This is a genomic window from Tissierella sp. QWL-11, assembly GCF_058683765.1.
This window is the reverse complement of the sequence record NZ_CM178750.1, coordinates 1,360,788-1,376,303: the sequence shown is the minus strand read 5'-3', so window position 1 is coordinate 1,376,303 and position 15,516 is coordinate 1,360,788. Positions and strand designations below refer to the sequence as shown.

Genomic DNA, 15,516 nt, shown 5'->3' with positions numbered 1-15,516 from the left:
AATGATATCATAAAGCCTATGAATTGTTAATATTTCATTTAATCTATTTTATTATCTTTAAAAATCTGTTATAGTAAAGATATATGCTCAAGGAGGTATAATAGTGAAAAAGTTATATAAATCTAATTCAGATAAAGTAATATCTGGTGTATTTGGAGGTTTAGGAAGTTTTTTAGATATTGATCCAATAATTTTAAGACTTATATATGTAGTACTTGCTTTTAGAGCTTTTCCAACTTTTTTTATTATATATATAATTGCAAGTATTATAATTCCTACAGATGATGGAATTATATATGAAGAAAACAATCCTAAAGATTCTAAGGATAATACTTCATTATTTATAGGAATAGGATTAGTAGTATTGGGTAGTTTTTTACTTCTTAAAATGTTTTTCCCTGTTTGGGATATAAGAATTATTCCTTATATTAATGATATTTTTAGAAAAGCATTGAAATTATGGCCAGTATCATTAATAGTATTGGGAATATATATAATATTTAATCAAAAAAAAGATAAATAATCTTAGGTATAGGGTGATTTAATGAAGATAACTGGTATAAAACCTCAAAAACGAAAAAAGGACAGGGTAAGCATATATATAGATGATAAGTTTTCCTTTGGAATTTCTGAAGAAGTAAGCTTTAAATTTGGCCTTTCTGTAGATATGGAAATATCCGATGAATTTATAAATGAAATTCTTATGAAAGAAGAAGAACAAAAAGTATTAAATAGTGCATTAAATTTTTTAAGCTATAGAGCTCGTTCCGAAAAAGAGCTCTATAAAAATCTTAAGCAAAAAGAATACCCTCATAATCTCATATTAAAAGCCGTAACTTATTGTAAAGATCATGGTTACTTAGATGATAAAGAATTTGCTTTAAGTTTTATAAGGGACAAAACTAATTTAAATAAATATGGTCCTAAAAAAATAAGATATGAATTATATAAAAAGGGAGTCTCACAAAATATTATAGATGAAGTTCTCACTACTGATAAAGATAGAGAATATGAAATGGCTTTAGAATTAGGACTAAAAAAAATTCATAAATATAAAAATGATAATAAAGATGCTATTTATAGAAAATTAGGAGGCTTTTTGCAAAGAAAAGGATATTCTTATGATATAGTTTATAAAGTACTTAGAGAATTAGTAGAATAGGATGGTTTGATTGTTTTATGTATATATATTGAAATGTAATGATGATACATTATATACTGGTTATACTGTGGACATAGATAAAAGAATTAAGGTTCATAATAAAGGCTTAGGGGCCAAATATACCCGTGGTCGATTACCTGTCAAACTTGTATATAAAGAGGTTTTAAAGAGCAAAAGCGAAGCAATGAAAAGAGAAATACATATAAAAAAATTATCACGTATTGAAAAATTAAATTTGATTCAAAGTACTAAATAAAATAAAGATATTCGGAGTGATTTTATGAGCACTTTTTTCAATAAGAATTTGATAAATCCTATTATCGCTTCTATAAAAGACTTAGATAAGGTAAATATGGCTTTAAACTCTTCTTGTCAGAATATATTTTTATTATCAGGCAATATATTTAATTTAAAAGAGATTTCAAACAAAGTAAATTCTAAGCAAAAAGGTTTATTTATATATGTAGATAATATAGATGGCTTTTCAAAGGATACTTGGGGGCTAGAATATATTGTTAGAAATATAAAACTAGATGGAATCATCAGTTCAAAACCAAATCTAATTAAATTAAGTAAATCCATGGGTGTTTTTACAATTCATAGAATACATATATTAGATACATATTCTTTAAATGATTGTTTTAGATCTATAAAAGAAGACCGACCCCATGCACTTGAAATACTTCCAGGTATAGTTCCAAGTGTGATAAAAGACATAGTTAATACAACTAAGATACCACTAATCTCAAGTGGGCTAATTAAAACTAAGGAAGATGTATTAAGCTGCTTAGATGCAGGTGCCATTGCAATATCTTCTAGCAATCCAACAACTTGGAATATAAAAATTTAAATATAAGGCTAAAATACTTAAGTATTTTAGCCTTATATTTGTCTTTCCCCATATCTATTTGCTTTTTTCTATTTCTTTAATCTTCTTTTCCTTATTATATACTCCAAGTATTAAAGCAAAGCACAATCCTACTAATCCACTTCCTAACGCTACTATTCCCATAAATATATTATCAATTCTAACAAGTTTTTTAGTTCCATACTCAATAGTTATTAATACTAAAATCCCTATAATAAAAAGTAAACTTCCTGGCAAATACTTTAGATACTTAGACTCTCCAAAGAAAAAATGAATTGTATAAGTTAAAATCATAGTTCCTAAAGCAATATAAAGTAAAATCTTGGAATATTGAAAGTGTACTAGTAAATCTTCCATAAAATTCCCCCTATATATTATTTTCACTCTATAAGTCTACCTTTGTTTTTTATAACCATATCTTCCCATATGTCAGTATACTTTCCCAAGGCCCACTCTGCCATTACAACACTAGAATTGCTTTCTAGGGGTATTTCTTTTAATGGGTTTTCTAATTTAAGAGTTTTATCTTCTATTTCATAAATTACTAATTTATCTTCTTTTACTATAATCATAAAGTCTTCATTTGGAGAAGAAAATACATCTACAATTCCTGGAATCTTTAATTTTAATTTATTCCAAGGTATAGCTAATTCATCAAAACTTACTACTTCCTTAGGAGGGATAGCCTTTACATTAAAATCTTTGTAGAATTCCTCTTCATTTTGAATATAATTAACTCTTCCATTTATAATCCAATACCCATTTTTTCTTACTAAGCTTACATTTCTTTCATCAATTTTAGACTCTACATCTAAAGGAAATAAGTTTTCAGCCTCTTTTATAAAAATATTTCGTCCTTCTTCTCCTAAAATATCTGATAATTTTATTGGCTTACTATCTTCTAGATTATCTAATACATGAATTTCTAAAAGTTTTTTATTATTATTTTTTAATTCAATATTTTCAATTGATATATAGTCATTACCTACAAATAAAATATTTTTAATTATAGAAGAATTTCTTCTGTTTGATATTTGTCTACTTGAACTATACTCTTCTTTATCTTGAACTTTTTCTCCTTTTTCTAAGTATGGGGTTAATGAGATTTTATCTCTTATATCCTCTCCATTACTTTCTCTTATCATATTTACAGTATAAAAACCATTTTTCCTTGGAACTAACAATCCATCTAATTCATAAGATTTTATAATATCTTCTTTTTGTCTATTAATCCAAATAGTCTTATATTCCCAATCTGGAACATCCTTATCTTGATCATAATTAGGAATCTTGATCCCTAATAACACTCCTGAATCAGTCTTTTTAGAATCTATTGCATTTATATTTCTTGTCATAGTCTCTTCCACATTAATATATCTATTTATTTCTTCTATACTAACTTTGTCTACAGTTTTCTCCAATTTAAAAAATACATCTTCCATATATAAAAGTATATTATCTTCATCTAATTTTATGAATTCATATATTATCTGATTTTGATTTGAAACTGTAATTATTTTTATCTGCGTGTCCTCTATCCCTAAACTTTTTGGATCTTTTTTATATTTATATAAAAGATAGTCGTAAGCTTTTACTTTTTTCAACTTAAAAGAAGGGTCTAGAGAGAAATTGTCTCCAAGGACAAAGGCATCTTTATGAAATAATCCTTCCATGTCTATAAATCTTTCTATCTTTTCTAAATTTAAATCTTTTTGTGAATCATCTACTATATAATCCTTTATAATCCATTTCCCTTCTATGGGAGGTTTAGCGTTATCAGGTGCCTCTATTTTTTCCTTTATATTCCCACTATCTATACCACAGGACATAAGAAAAAATGTCAATACAAAAATAAAAAGCAATTTTAAATACTTCATCTATCTTCCTCCTTTATAGGAAGCAGTACCTTTACTAAAGTTCCCACATTTTCCTTTGATTCTATAATTAATTCACCTTCATGCAGTTCTATAATTTCTTTACAAATAGACAAACCTATGCCACTATTTGACTTACTATTCTTACCTTTATAAAATTTTTCTATTATATTTGGCAAATCCTCTTCTGGGATTCCTATACCAGTATCTTTCACTTCCAAAGCAATGTGTTCATCTTCTATATATGAAGACAATGTCACTTCTCCGTTTTCCTCAGTAAATCTTAAGGCATTATCTAATAAATTTATAAGAATTTGTTTTATTCTGTTTTCATCTCCTAGCAAAAAATCCACATCTTGTGATATATTTAATTTAAATTCAATATGATTTTCTTTGGCTTTAGGCATATATTGCTTGTACATCATATTTAAAGTTTCCCTTATATTAAATACATCTTTTTCTAATCCTATCCTTCCAGAGATAAAACGAGAAAAATCAAGTAAATTTTCAACCATCTCGGCTAATCTATCACTTTCTTTTTCTATGATTTCAAGACCATCAATTAACAATTCATTATCCTCTTTTTCTACTGGCTTTATAGTTATTGCCCAGCCTTTTATTGAGGTTAGTGGAGTCCTTAATTCATGTGATATAGAGGATATAAAGTCGTTTTTAATTTGTTCTTTTTTTAATAGTTCCTCTGCCATATAATTTAATGTATTTGATAGTCTCCCTATTTCATCTTCTACCTTTACATTACTCCTCACTTTCAATTGTCCGTCTGCCATCTTTTCAGCCACTTTGGTAACTTCTAAAAGAGGTTTTACAATGGAATTAGCCAAAAATATACTTAGTACTCCTGATATTACTATAACTATTATTCCAATTCCCATTAAAAGAAAACTTATATTTCTAATTACCCCATTAGTATCCTCCAAAGATGAGATAAATCTTATGATTCCTATGGGTTTTTGATTATTCATAAGAGGCATAGATACAGCCATTACACTGTTAGGAGTATAGTCTACGTTCCCTATCCATACTCCTTTTTCCAAGTTTTTAGCTTTCAATACATCTACAGTATTTATAGGTTCATCATAATTTACACCTAAAGAATCCATTAAAAGCTCTCCATCTAAAGACAATACCTGTACTTGAGCATCAGTATAGCTTAAGAATAAATCTATATCATCTATTACAATATCTTGAAGATCAAAAGATGTAAAATATCTAGAATAAAAATCTGTAGAATACTCCACTTGACTTGAGAGGATATTTTCTACATTTTTATAATAATAATTTTTAATACTATTAGTAAGAACTATTTCCAGTATTACTACAGAAATAATAATAACTAGCATAAAGTTTTTTACTAAACGAGTTTTTATGCTTTTCTTCATACTATTCTCCTAATCTATCTTTTTCCATCTATAGCCTAGTCCCCAAATTGTCTCAATATAATATGGCTCTCCTGGATCATTTTCAATTTTCGATCTAAGTCTTCGAATATTTACATCTACTATTTTAGAATCTCCTATGAAGTCATTTCCCCATACAATGTTTAATATCTCATCTCTTTTAAAAGCACGGCCTGGGTTCTCTATAAACAATTTAATAATAGAAAATTCTGTAGGAGTTAAGTCCATCTCTACATCATCTTTATAAAATTTTCTTGAATACTTATCTATCTTAAAACAATCATATTTTAATATCTTATCATTATTATCTTCTTGCTTAAAGTCCATTCTTCTAAATAAGGATTTTACCCTTAATACTAGCTCTGTAGGATTAAATGGCTTAGTCATATAATCGTCGCTGCCCTGCTCTAAACCCATGATCTTATCTATATCTTGAGTTTTTGCTGTCAACATAATAATCCCAAGGGAAGGCATTTCTTCCCTTAGTATCTTACATGCTTCAAAGCCATCCATTCCTGGTAGCATAACATCTAATATAACTATATCTATATCTTCATTTCTTGCAATTTTTATTCCATCTTCTGCATTGTTTGCTTCCTTTACTAGAAAACCTGCTCTTTCTAAATTAATTGTTACAAATTTTCTTATGGAATCTTCATCTTCTACTACTAATATTGTATTGTTCATTTATTCCACCCTTTACTTATTATTATAGTACTTTAAAATCGAATCCTTGTTGTATTAAATAATCTATAGAATCTCTTAGAGTTTGTACTGTGTCCATCTTGCTATCTATATCATGCATTAAGATTACTGCCACTTTTTTGTTGTGAGTAGTTTCCTTTAATCTTCTCATAAGATAAGCTTTACTTAAATCTAGTCCTTCAGCATCTCCATTTAGAGCATTCCAATCATAATAAGTATATCCTGCATCTTTAGCAGCTATTCTCATAGGTGATTTTTGCTTTCCAAATGACCCTCCCGGAAATCTTATAATATCTGTATTAAAATCTTTACCTAATATACTTTTTAAAACATCTTCAGATTGTTTAAAGTCCTGTAAAAAATTATCAGTATTTTTATAAATATAATTATATTTATGTGAATAAGAGTGGTTTCCTACTTTATGTCCCTCTTCATATATCCTCTTTAATATTTCTGGATTTCTTTCTGCCATAGATCCTAATACAAAAAATGTAGCTTTTATATTGTATTCATCTAATATATCTAAAACTAAAGGAGTTGCTTTTGCAGACGGTCCATCATCAAAAGTAAGATATGCAGTTTTAGAATCATGATTTTTTTGTCCTTCTTTTTCTAATCTTGTTTTTCTTTTTGCTTCTATTTTTCTTTGTCTTTCTTCTCTAGCTTTTTTTATTATTCTTTCAGCTTTTTCCCTTTCTATAGTTTCTATTTCCTGTCTTAAAGCCTTATTTATAGAATTGTCTTTTCCCATAAGAGTTAGGGTATCCCCCACATTTACGGCATAACTTGTATTCTTCTTTGGAAAAAAATATCTAGTCCACATTACCAATCCTATCACAACAAATATACTTAAAACTATAAAACCTCTTCTCTTCATTATGTCTCACCTTCCTAATCCACTGTAGTATCAATATATTAATAGTATAATATAATCTATGTCTTTGAGTTACAAATTGATGAATAATAGTTTACAAATAGATTACAAATTTTGACTTATTACTACAAGTTTTTATTTATATAATTAATACCCTGTATTTGAAAAAAAGACACAGAATTTTATGGATTTAAAAAGTTTGTGGCTACAGTCTACAAAAATCACTATACTTGCAATTTGGATCGCATTTAGTAGATTTTTTATAATCTTCTATATTATTTTTAGTTTCTACAAAGTCTATGAAAGAACTTATATTTTTTAAGTTTTTTTCTAATTCACTTTTCTGTATATCTAAGAAAACCTGTTTATTTGATTTCAAAAATAAAACCTTGACACTCTTAACTTTTATATTCATTATTTTTTCAACTGCATATGCATACAATTGAAGCTGAGGTGTATAATATGAAATGAGCTTTTTCATATCATGTATTTTATTTGTTTTTATATCTATTACTTCTGCAAATCCATCTTTTATATTTATCCTATCTATGACTCCATATATGTATCTATCCCCTATTTTTAGATAAAATTCCTTTTCTCTATATATTTTATCATAGTCTTCATTATAATCTTCTAAATAATTATCTATATATACTTTTAGATCCTCTTGTATTTCATAAGTATAATTTATACCAAAGGAGTTGACAATTTCTTTAATTAATTCTTCTCTATTATGATGAGATCTATAGATTTCACAAAATTTATGAATTATATCTCCCTTTTCCAAAGGACTTAATCTATTTTGATTTAATTCTAAAGTCTCTCTTTCCTCTAAGAATAAATTTTCCATATCAATTTTTCTATAATAATCTAAATAAAATTTTCTATTACAATTTCTATATAAAAGATACTGACTTATACTATATCTTTCAAAAATCAATTTATTTTCCTCTTTTAAAGGATATAGCAACGGAGCATCTTTAATTTTCATAGAATCAATATTTTTCTTTGGAATTTCTTTTATTTCTATATCTTTTATTACTTTATAATCCCTTATATTTAAAGTATCTTTTAGGATTTTTTTAAATCCTTTATCTTTTCCTTGATATCCTAAAATCAATAAATCTTCTGCACGAGTCATTGCAACATAAAGAATTCTCTTTGCTTCTTCCTCATCTTTTATAGATAGATTTTCATTAATCATTTTATAGTGCTCAAGGGTATCTTTAGTATTAAATCCTAAACCTATTTTTTTATCAAATACTATTTTGGGAGAATTACCATTTATGGATTTTGCCATTTCAGGAATTATTACAACTTTGAACTGTAGTCCCTTTGACTTATGAATTGTAAGTATATTGACTGAATTAGAATCATTAGATTGAATAATTTCTTCTGGTTCATCTCTATCTTTTATATCTTCAATATAATCTATAAAATCTTCTAACAAACCTGAATCCTCTTCTACAAATTTTTTTATTATATCTATAAATTTATATACATTTAAAATCTTTTGGGTTCCATTATACTGAGTAGATAATACTTCTATGAAATAAGTCTTTTGAAATAAAGTATCCACTAAATATGATGTTGCATAGAAGTCTTTTATATGAAATAAATCCTCTAGGATTTTAATACAATGTAATAATTTGCCAATTTCTTCTCTCTTCAAGTATTGTGAATCTTTGTATAGATTAAGTATGTTTTTATATAGGTTTTCTCCTGATTGTCTTAATATGTGATATATTGTAGTATCTGATAGTCCAATCATAGGCCCTCTTAGAAATCCTATTCCAGCTATTGTATCATATGGATTATTGATAAATTTTAAAGCATTTATTATATCTAATACTTCTTGTCTTTTAAAATACCTTTTACTACTTGAATTTATATAAGGGATATTGTAGTGTTTTAAAGCCTCTTCGTATATAGTTATTCTACTTGTAGACCTAAATAAAATTCCAATATCTTTAAAATTATATCCTTCTTCTAAAACTAATTGGGCTATTCGCTTTGATATCATTCGAGCTTCATAGATACTATCTTTCATGCTGTCTAAAGCCTTTTCATTCTCTGATTCTTTTTGTATTATTTCAATATCTAAGCCTTTCTTATTGTATCTATTAGGAATTAGGGAATCGTATTTATCTTCCATTAAATTTTCAAAAGTATAATTTACAAATTGAATTATAGTATCAATACTTCTATAATTATTTTTTAATGTAATTAAGTTTTCTTTTCCATATCTTTTTATATCTTCTATCGTTCTATAGAAGACATCTACATCTCCACCTCTAAATCCATATATAGACTGTTTAGGATCCCCTACTACAAATAAGTTTTCTTGATCTAAGTCTTCTCTTTTACTAGTTAGCTTATAAAATATTTTTCTCTGTATTTCATTGCTATCTTGAAATTCATCAATCATAAAATACTTATATTTATTTTGATATTTTTTCCTTACGGACTCCATATCTAAGAGTTTTAATACTTTATTTTGTAAATCATCATAATCTAAAACTCCAAGCCTTAATTTTTTAATTTGATATTCTTCTTCTACTTCTTCTAAGGTCTTTAAAAGTGTTTTATACACCCAAATATAATCTTTCTGTCTAGTCATCAAAGTTTTATTTAATAAATAGTTTAATCTATGAAAATGATCCTTTTCTTTAGTGCTACTCCCTAGATTCTCCTTTATAATCTGCAAATAAGTATAAATATCCTTTTTATACTTATTGTTTAGAAAATCTATCCAATCTTCACTTTCATTTAATCTGTGGATCTTACTTCTTTTGCTTAACTTTGTCATTAAATACTGTATTATTTCTTTTATCTCTTCTATTTCCTCTATATCAATTTTAAGACTTTCTAAATAAGCTAAAGTGGTCTCTCTTACTTCATCTAATGATATACCCATGGTTTTAATTTTTGTGTATATTTTAGTGAATTCATCTACTACAGAGTTTATATTATTTTCATCAAAACTTTTAATCATATTATAAAAGTTCGTTTCATTTATTTTTTTATCTATTATATTGTTTATACTATCTTCTAATAGCTTTCTACTTACATATTCATCTAATATTTCAAAATTAGGATCGATTCCTGCTTCTATAGGGTTTTCTCTTAAAATTTTCCCACAAAAACTGTGAATGGTAGATATATTTGCCTTGCTTAAATCCTTGTAAAACCTTTGCCATCTTGGCTCTCTATGTAAATTCTTTTTTATTTCTTCTCTAATTCTAGAAATCATCTCATAGCTTGCCTTTTTAGTAAAAGTAATTGCAACTATAGATTCTATTTCTTTAAATTCCTCTAAATTACCATGTTCCAATATATATATATATCTATCTGTCAATACTTTAGTCTTACCTGTACCAGCTCCTGCTATTAGACCGATGTTTTGTGAAATCTTTCTTGTAGCTTCTATTTGTTCTCTATTTATCTCCATTATTCTACCTCCACAACTTCTTCATATCTACAGATATCTTTATATATACAATATGATGAACATTCTAAAGGATAAACAGGAAAATTTGCCTCCTGTATACTATTTATAGTATTTTTTACATTTTCCTTTATCTCTTCTATTAAATTATTCCATTCTTCTGTATCCAAAGCTCCTTTTAATCTCTTATTTATCATAGGACTTTCTCCTAAAATTCCTAGTTTTATTTCAAATTTACTACTCTTTATGATTCCATAGATTCCTGCTATGACATTTTTATGATTTTGGGACATAATATATATAGGTAATTGAAAGCTCAATCCATCTCGCATAGAATTAATATCTTTTGCTCCATAGGTACTAGATTTATAATCTATTATCATGTATTTTTGTTTGTCTACCATCTTGTCAATTCTATCAATTCTTCCAGAAATCGGAATATAATTTTCTTCACATTCTATATAAAAAGGATTTTTATTTCCAAATTCCACTTCAAATTCATAGGGAAATACATTATACTTTTTCATCCTCTTTATATCCTCTTCTATAAATTCAATGAGATAACCCATTGTATTTTCAAGTATGATTTGATGTCTCTTGGAATGAAGATTAAAATTTAGTGGCTGGGCAGTTTGCAAAACTAAATCTTCTATTTCTTTTTTATAATCCTTTTTAAATTCTTTATCTGCTTTCAAATAATCTAAGATATATTGTTTGTTAATTAAATAAAACTTTCTCAACACCTCATGATAAATAATACCAAGATCTATTGGATTATATTCTTCTAAAGATTGATCTATCTTTTCTATATTAAATATATTTTTAAGCATAAAAGAATAAGGACATTTTCCATAGGATTCTAAGTAACTAATACTATATTTTTCAGGTTTTCGGATTTTTAAATCTTCTATTATGTTTTTATCCCCTATTAGCCCACTATAATGACTAAGCTCACCTTTTTCTCTATAGAATTCTCCCTCTATCTTTTGTTGTATAATGTTTAATTCTTTTTTGAAATCATATATTCCTCCATAATAAGGATTATTGTCTTCTACATATTTATTCCTAACTAAAAACCTAAGTAATTCTCTTTTATTTGTTATGTTTTCCACATTATTGTCTATAAAATTATCCATATATACATATGATTTTTCGATTTTTTCTTCTTTATTTAAACCTATATGAGATAATAATTCATCTAAAAATATAGAATTTATTTCTATCTCATCTGTATTATAGCTTAAGTAAAGTGAGTTTTTCACACTGGAAATTATGGAAGAAAACTTTAGTTCTTCATTACTTAGTTTTTGTCTATATGACTTTATATCTATTTTTATCCTTTTCAATTCATTGTAATTATATTGATTCATATAGTAGTTATCATCTTCTATAATAGGATAATCTCCATTTAAACCTACTATAAATACTACATTTTTTCTAATTCCCCTAGCATTTACAGGATCTAGTATGCTTATACCATTTAAGTCTCCAGACTTTTCTATTATGAATTCTTCTTTAAAATAATTTAGTAAATAATTATAATAATCTTCCAGTAAAACTTCCCCTATATATTCATCTAAATACTCTATCTTATTTAAAATTTCTTTTAGTTTTTTTATTGTATTTATGTCCCTTTGTAAAAGATTGTAGTTCTTTGTGCTTTTATATCTTTCAAAAATATTTTCTATAACTTTATATTCTTTTAATAGGCTCAATACATAATCATTATAATATCTAATAGAACCTTTATTATCTATATTCATCCTTTGGTCCTCTATAGTATCTACTATTTCATTTAAATATTTTATATATTCTTCCTCTATATTTAATTTATGATTACTTTTAACTAGTTTTTTAAGATCATCAAAATCTTTAAAGCTTGACTTTCTTAAAATGTATTCATATTTTTCTTCAAATCTATCCTTTAAAACAGGAAAATATCTAGATTTAACTCTATTTATAATTTTATTTTTACTAGAATTATCAAATTTAAGGCTTAAAATGTTTAAGATTTCATTAATCATGGGCAAATTCTTTAATTTAGTTTTACCCGGGATATCTATTGGGATTTCTTCCTCCATGGAAACTCTATGTATTTCATCTATATAATTAGGATGACATATTACAACTGATATATCCTGTAATCTTTCGCCTTGACAATGAAGACTCTTTATTGTTTTAAATATTTGCTTTATCTCTAAATATTTATTTTGTCCTTGAATTATATTTAAATTATCTTGTTTTTCAATCTTATTTTCTTCTTCATTAAATAAATTAAATGCAAGTTTTTCAAAATAATTAAAACTATCCTTTACTACATATTCTATATTGAAATTTAAATCTTTTAAGGTTTCAAGGGTTTGATTTAATTTATCAGATCTATTTTTCATATCAAAGGGCATATTTATAAAAATATCTAAATCTTTTTTAGATAGCTCTTTTAATATAGCAATTTCAATGGGTCTGAAATCGTAAAACTCATCTATTATTATAAATTTTAAATCTTTTAAAATGTCATCTTTTAACTTTAAATTTTCTATTGCATTAAGATATTTTCCTTCTCTATCTAAGAGACCTAGATTCCTTAAGAAGTTTTCATATTCTCTGTATATATATCCTATTTCCAAATAAAAATCTTTACTTGGACATCTATCTAGATATTCCCTAGGAGAAACTAAAGATCTCTTTATTTCTCCTATTATATAATTACAGGAGTTAATAAACCCTTCCATCTTACTATGTCTCTTATAATATTTGATTTCTCCTTTAGATTCCAAATCAATTAGAATATTTTTGATAATTAAATTTTTCATTCCATTGTCTATATACTCTTTACCATCTACAAATTTTTCTACTATATCATCAAAAGTTAGTAAATTCATTTCAAATGAACACTCTATCTTTTCTATAAGATCCCTTCTATATTTTTTCAATAAATTTCCGTTTGGTAAAATATAAAAAAACTGATTCCCCTTATTATTGCTTAAAACGTCTAGGGATTTTTTTATTAAATCATCTTTTTTAGAATTATTAAATGGTCCTAAATAAACTACTCTCTTCCCTAACATATGTCTACTCCAAACCTTCAAATACTATTTTGCCTGCTCCTATCATTCCTGCATCATTTAAGTATTGTGCTGGAACAATTTTTAAATCATCTGGATTATTAGAAGAAGCTCTATAATACTCAATCATTTTATCCCACCAGTATTCTCTCGAATTAATAACTCCTCCTCCAATAATTATTCCCTCAGGATCAAATATATTTTTAAGAGAACTCAAATATATTCCCAGATTTTCACAGTATTGATCTATTAAAATCTTAGTCTTAGCTTCTTCCTTTTGTCTTTTAAATATATCTTTCCCCTTTAATTTTATTCCAGTTACTTCCTCATAGCTTATCTCCAAAGCTGTTCCTGTTATATATCTTTCTACACAGCCTTTTTGCCCACAATTACATAGTCTTCCATTTGGGTATAGTATCATATGTCCAAGTTCTGCACCTTGATAATTATGGCCAGTCCATATCCCCTCTTTTTCTGTGTATATAGCTCCTCCAACTCCAGTGCCTAATGTTATCATTACAAAGCTATTAAGATCTTTGCCTGAACCTATCCAATGCTCACATATTGCTGCAATATTAGCATCATTTTCTACAAATATAGGTATATCAGGAAACGCTTTTTTTATTTCTCCTTTTATATCTGTATTAGCCCAGTCCTTAATATTACCACCTACTGCCAAAACTTTACCTTCTTCAGTATTTATAAATCCAGGGGAGCCTATACCTATACCTATTATATCTTTAGCATTTAACTTCCTTATAACTTGTCCTATTCTATTTAATACTTCTTCCTTTCCAAGGTTTTCACCAGTAGGGAGTTCGTATCTTTTTTCTATTTGTCCATTTTCATCTATTACTCCACCTAATATCTTTGTGCCACCTAGATCAATTCCTATTGCCTTTTTCATATTTCAAATCCCCCTTCTTTATCCTATATAGAATATTTTTCTTTTAAACTAAGTATTCTATATACCTTTTCATCTATAGCTTTAATATCTATTTCTCCATTTTCAATAGCACTTTTCAAAACTTCTATTGAATTTATATAGTTTTCTTTATTATGAGCAATTAAAGCAATATCTCCACCAGCTTTAAAAAATTCTAGTACAGAATCTTCTACTCTATAATTCTTTGTTATTCCTCCCATGGTTAAATCATCAGTTATTACTACTCCATCATAGTTTAAATCATCTCTTAGTACATCTGATATTATATATTTTGACATGGATGCTGGATACTTTCCACCTATTTTAGGGAAAAGTATATGAGCTACCATTATCATATCCACATCTTCATTTATTGCTTCTATAAATGGTAATAATTCTAATTCTTTTAATTCTTCTAAAGTCTTATTTATACTAGGTAATCCTACATGGGAGTCTATAAGAGTATCACCATGGCCTGGAAAGTGTTTTACACAAGCTATGATGCCTTTTTCATTTATCCCTTCCATGACTTCTAATCCATGACTTATGACTGAATCTGGAGTGTTTCCAAAAGCTCTATTTCCTATTACAGGGTTTTTAGGATTAGTATTTATGTCTAATACAGGTGCAAAATCTAGATTAAAACCTAAAGTAGAAAGTCTTGTCCCAATTTCTTTTCCATGTTTAAAAGAATCTTCTATATTGTCCTTTTTTGCAACCTGAGCTGCTGTAGGTATATTACCAAATATATGGTTTAATCTAGAGACATTTCCTCCTTCTTCGTCTGTAGATATAAATAGAGGAATTTTATTTACAGCATTGGCTCTTTTTAAATCATCTACAAGCTTTATTGTGTCCTCTTTTGAACCTATATTCCTCTTAAAGAAGATAAATCCTGATACTTTATATTGTTCTATAAATTTTTCTAAATCCTGATTTATTTCTGTTCCTTCAAAGCCCACTATAAATAATTGACCTATTTTTTCTTCTAAGCTCATATTATTTATAGTTGTTTTTATAGGATCTTCTTCTTTTAGATTTTCTTCTTCTTTACTCTCTATAGGAACTTCATTTTTTTTAGTTTGCATTTTAGTACACCCTATTGTTCCTATTAAAATTAAACATATTAATACATAAAATATTTTTTTCATCTAATCATTCCAATCTATTATATTAA

Annotated in this window: 13 protein-coding genes; 4 read left to right on the top strand and 9 right to left on the bottom strand. The window is 26.6% G+C overall.

Annotated features, from left to right (window positions below; translation table 11 throughout):
* Positions 1–103: 103 nt before the first annotated feature.
* Genes AC4PG3_RS06545 through AC4PG3_RS06530 form a run of 4 tightly spaced genes read left to right on the top strand, consistent with a single transcriptional unit; the run spans position 104 to position 2,012 of the window.
* Complete coding sequence (locus tag AC4PG3_RS06545) at positions 104–523, top strand: PspC domain-containing protein (protein WP_492195877.1); 420 nt, start codon at positions 104–106, stop codon at positions 521–523.
* A 21-nt stretch (positions 524–544) separates the two neighbouring features.
* Positions 545–1,162, top strand: coding sequence for a RecX family transcriptional regulator (locus AC4PG3_RS06540; RefSeq protein ID WP_492195876.1), 618 nt, complete (start codon positions 545–547; stop codon positions 1,160–1,162).
* 10 nt (positions 1,163–1,172) lie between these two features.
* Positions 1,173–1,418, top strand: a complete 246-nt coding sequence (locus AC4PG3_RS06535; protein ID WP_492195875.1) for a GIY-YIG nuclease family protein — start codon at positions 1,173–1,175, stop codon at positions 1,416–1,418.
* A 24-nt stretch (positions 1,419–1,442) separates the two neighbouring features.
* Entirely contained in the window at positions 1,443–2,012 is a 570-nt protein-coding gene (locus AC4PG3_RS06530; protein WP_492195874.1) for a glycerol-3-phosphate responsive antiterminator, read from the top strand.
* 54 nt (positions 2,013–2,066) lie between these two features.
* Here the strand turns inward: AC4PG3_RS06530 and AC4PG3_RS06525 are convergent, their stop codons facing one another.
* The 9 genes from AC4PG3_RS06525 to nagZ all read right to left on the bottom strand — a co-directional run bounded on the left by AC4PG3_RS06525 (position 2,067) and on the right by nagZ (position 15,427).
* Positions 2,067–2,387: a hypothetical protein gene (locus AC4PG3_RS06525; RefSeq protein WP_492195873.1), complete on the bottom strand. Its 321-nt coding sequence runs from the start codon at positions 2,385–2,387 to the stop codon at positions 2,067–2,069.
* A 23-nt stretch (positions 2,388–2,410) separates the two neighbouring features.
* Positions 2,411–3,907 (bottom strand): hypothetical protein, encoded by a 1,497-nt coding sequence (locus AC4PG3_RS06520; protein WP_492195872.1) that lies wholly within the window; start codon positions 3,905–3,907, stop codon positions 2,411–2,413.
* Positions 3,904–5,304, bottom strand: a complete 1,401-nt coding sequence (locus tag AC4PG3_RS06515) for a sensor histidine kinase (protein ID WP_492195871.1) — start codon at positions 5,302–5,304, stop codon at positions 3,904–3,906. The genes AC4PG3_RS06520 and AC4PG3_RS06515 overlap by 4 nt, the downstream gene beginning before the upstream one ends.
* A gap of 9 nt (positions 5,305–5,313) precedes the next feature.
* Positions 5,314–6,009, bottom strand: a complete 696-nt coding sequence (locus tag AC4PG3_RS06510; protein ID WP_492195870.1) for a response regulator transcription factor — start codon at positions 6,007–6,009, stop codon at positions 5,314–5,316.
* 22 nt (positions 6,010–6,031) lie between these two features.
* Positions 6,032–6,904: a polysaccharide deacetylase family protein gene (locus AC4PG3_RS06505; protein ID WP_492195869.1), complete on the bottom strand. Its 873-nt coding sequence runs from the start codon at positions 6,902–6,904 to the stop codon at positions 6,032–6,034.
* 202 nt (positions 6,905–7,106) lie between these two features.
* Positions 7,107–10,352, bottom strand: coding sequence for a UvrD-helicase domain-containing protein (locus AC4PG3_RS06500; protein ID WP_492195868.1), 3,246 nt, complete (start codon positions 10,350–10,352; stop codon positions 7,107–7,109).
* A complete protein-coding gene (locus tag AC4PG3_RS06495; RefSeq protein ID WP_492195867.1) occupies positions 10,352–13,417 on the bottom strand; it encodes a PD-(D/E)XK nuclease family protein in 3,066 nt (1,021 codons plus the stop codon). Before AC4PG3_RS06495 ends, AC4PG3_RS06500 begins: the two co-directional genes overlap by 1 nt.
* A gap of 4 nt (positions 13,418–13,421) precedes the next feature.
* Positions 13,422–14,321, bottom strand: coding sequence for an ROK family protein (locus tag AC4PG3_RS06490; protein WP_492195866.1), 900 nt, complete (start codon positions 14,319–14,321; stop codon positions 13,422–13,424).
* Positions 14,322–14,344: 23 nt separating this feature from the next.
* Entirely contained in the window at positions 14,345–15,427 is a 1,083-nt protein-coding gene (gene nagZ, locus AC4PG3_RS06485; RefSeq protein WP_492195865.1) for a beta-N-acetylhexosaminidase, read from the bottom strand.
* Positions 15,428–15,516: the final 89 nt, after the last annotated feature.

What these genes read in the sequence shown, in the direction of transcription:
- AC4PG3_RS06540 (WP_492195876.1), top strand. Translation starts at nt 545, where the DNA reads ATGAAGATAACTGGTATAAAACCTCAAAAACGAAAAAAGGACAGGGTA.
- AC4PG3_RS06530 (WP_492195874.1), top strand. Translation starts at nt 1,443, where the DNA reads ATGAGCACTTTTTTCAATAAGAATTTGATAAATCCTATTATCGCTTCT.
- AC4PG3_RS06525 (WP_492195873.1), bottom strand. Translation starts at nt 2,387, where the DNA reads ATGGAAGATTTACTAGTACACTTTCAATATTCCAAGATTTTACTTTAT.
- AC4PG3_RS06520 (WP_492195872.1), bottom strand. Translation starts at nt 3,907, where the DNA reads ATGAAGTATTTAAAATTGCTTTTTATTTTTGTATTGACATTTTTTCTT.
- AC4PG3_RS06515 (WP_492195871.1), bottom strand. Translation starts at nt 5,304, where the DNA reads ATGAAGAAAAGCATAAAAACTCGTTTAGTAAAAAACTTTATGCTAGTT.
- AC4PG3_RS06510 (WP_492195870.1), bottom strand. Translation starts at nt 6,009, where the DNA reads ATGAACAATACAATATTAGTAGTAGAAGATGAAGATTCCATAAGAAAA.
- AC4PG3_RS06505 (WP_492195869.1), bottom strand. Translation starts at nt 6,904, where the DNA reads ATGAAGAGAAGAGGTTTTATAGTTTTAAGTATATTTGTTGTGATAGGA.
- AC4PG3_RS06500 (WP_492195868.1), bottom strand. Translation starts at nt 10,352, where the DNA reads ATGGAGATAAATAGAGAACAAATAGAAGCTACAAGAAAGATTTCACAA.
- AC4PG3_RS06495 (WP_492195867.1), bottom strand. Translation starts at nt 13,417, where the DNA reads ATGTTAGGGAAGAGAGTAGTTTATTTAGGACCATTTAATAATTCTAAA.
- AC4PG3_RS06490 (WP_492195866.1), bottom strand. Translation starts at nt 14,321, where the DNA reads ATGAAAAAGGCAATAGGAATTGATCTAGGTGGCACAAAGATATTAGGT.
- nagZ (WP_492195865.1), bottom strand. Translation starts at nt 15,427, where the DNA reads ATGCAAACTAAAAAAAATGAAGTTCCTATAGAGAGTAAAGAAGAAGAA.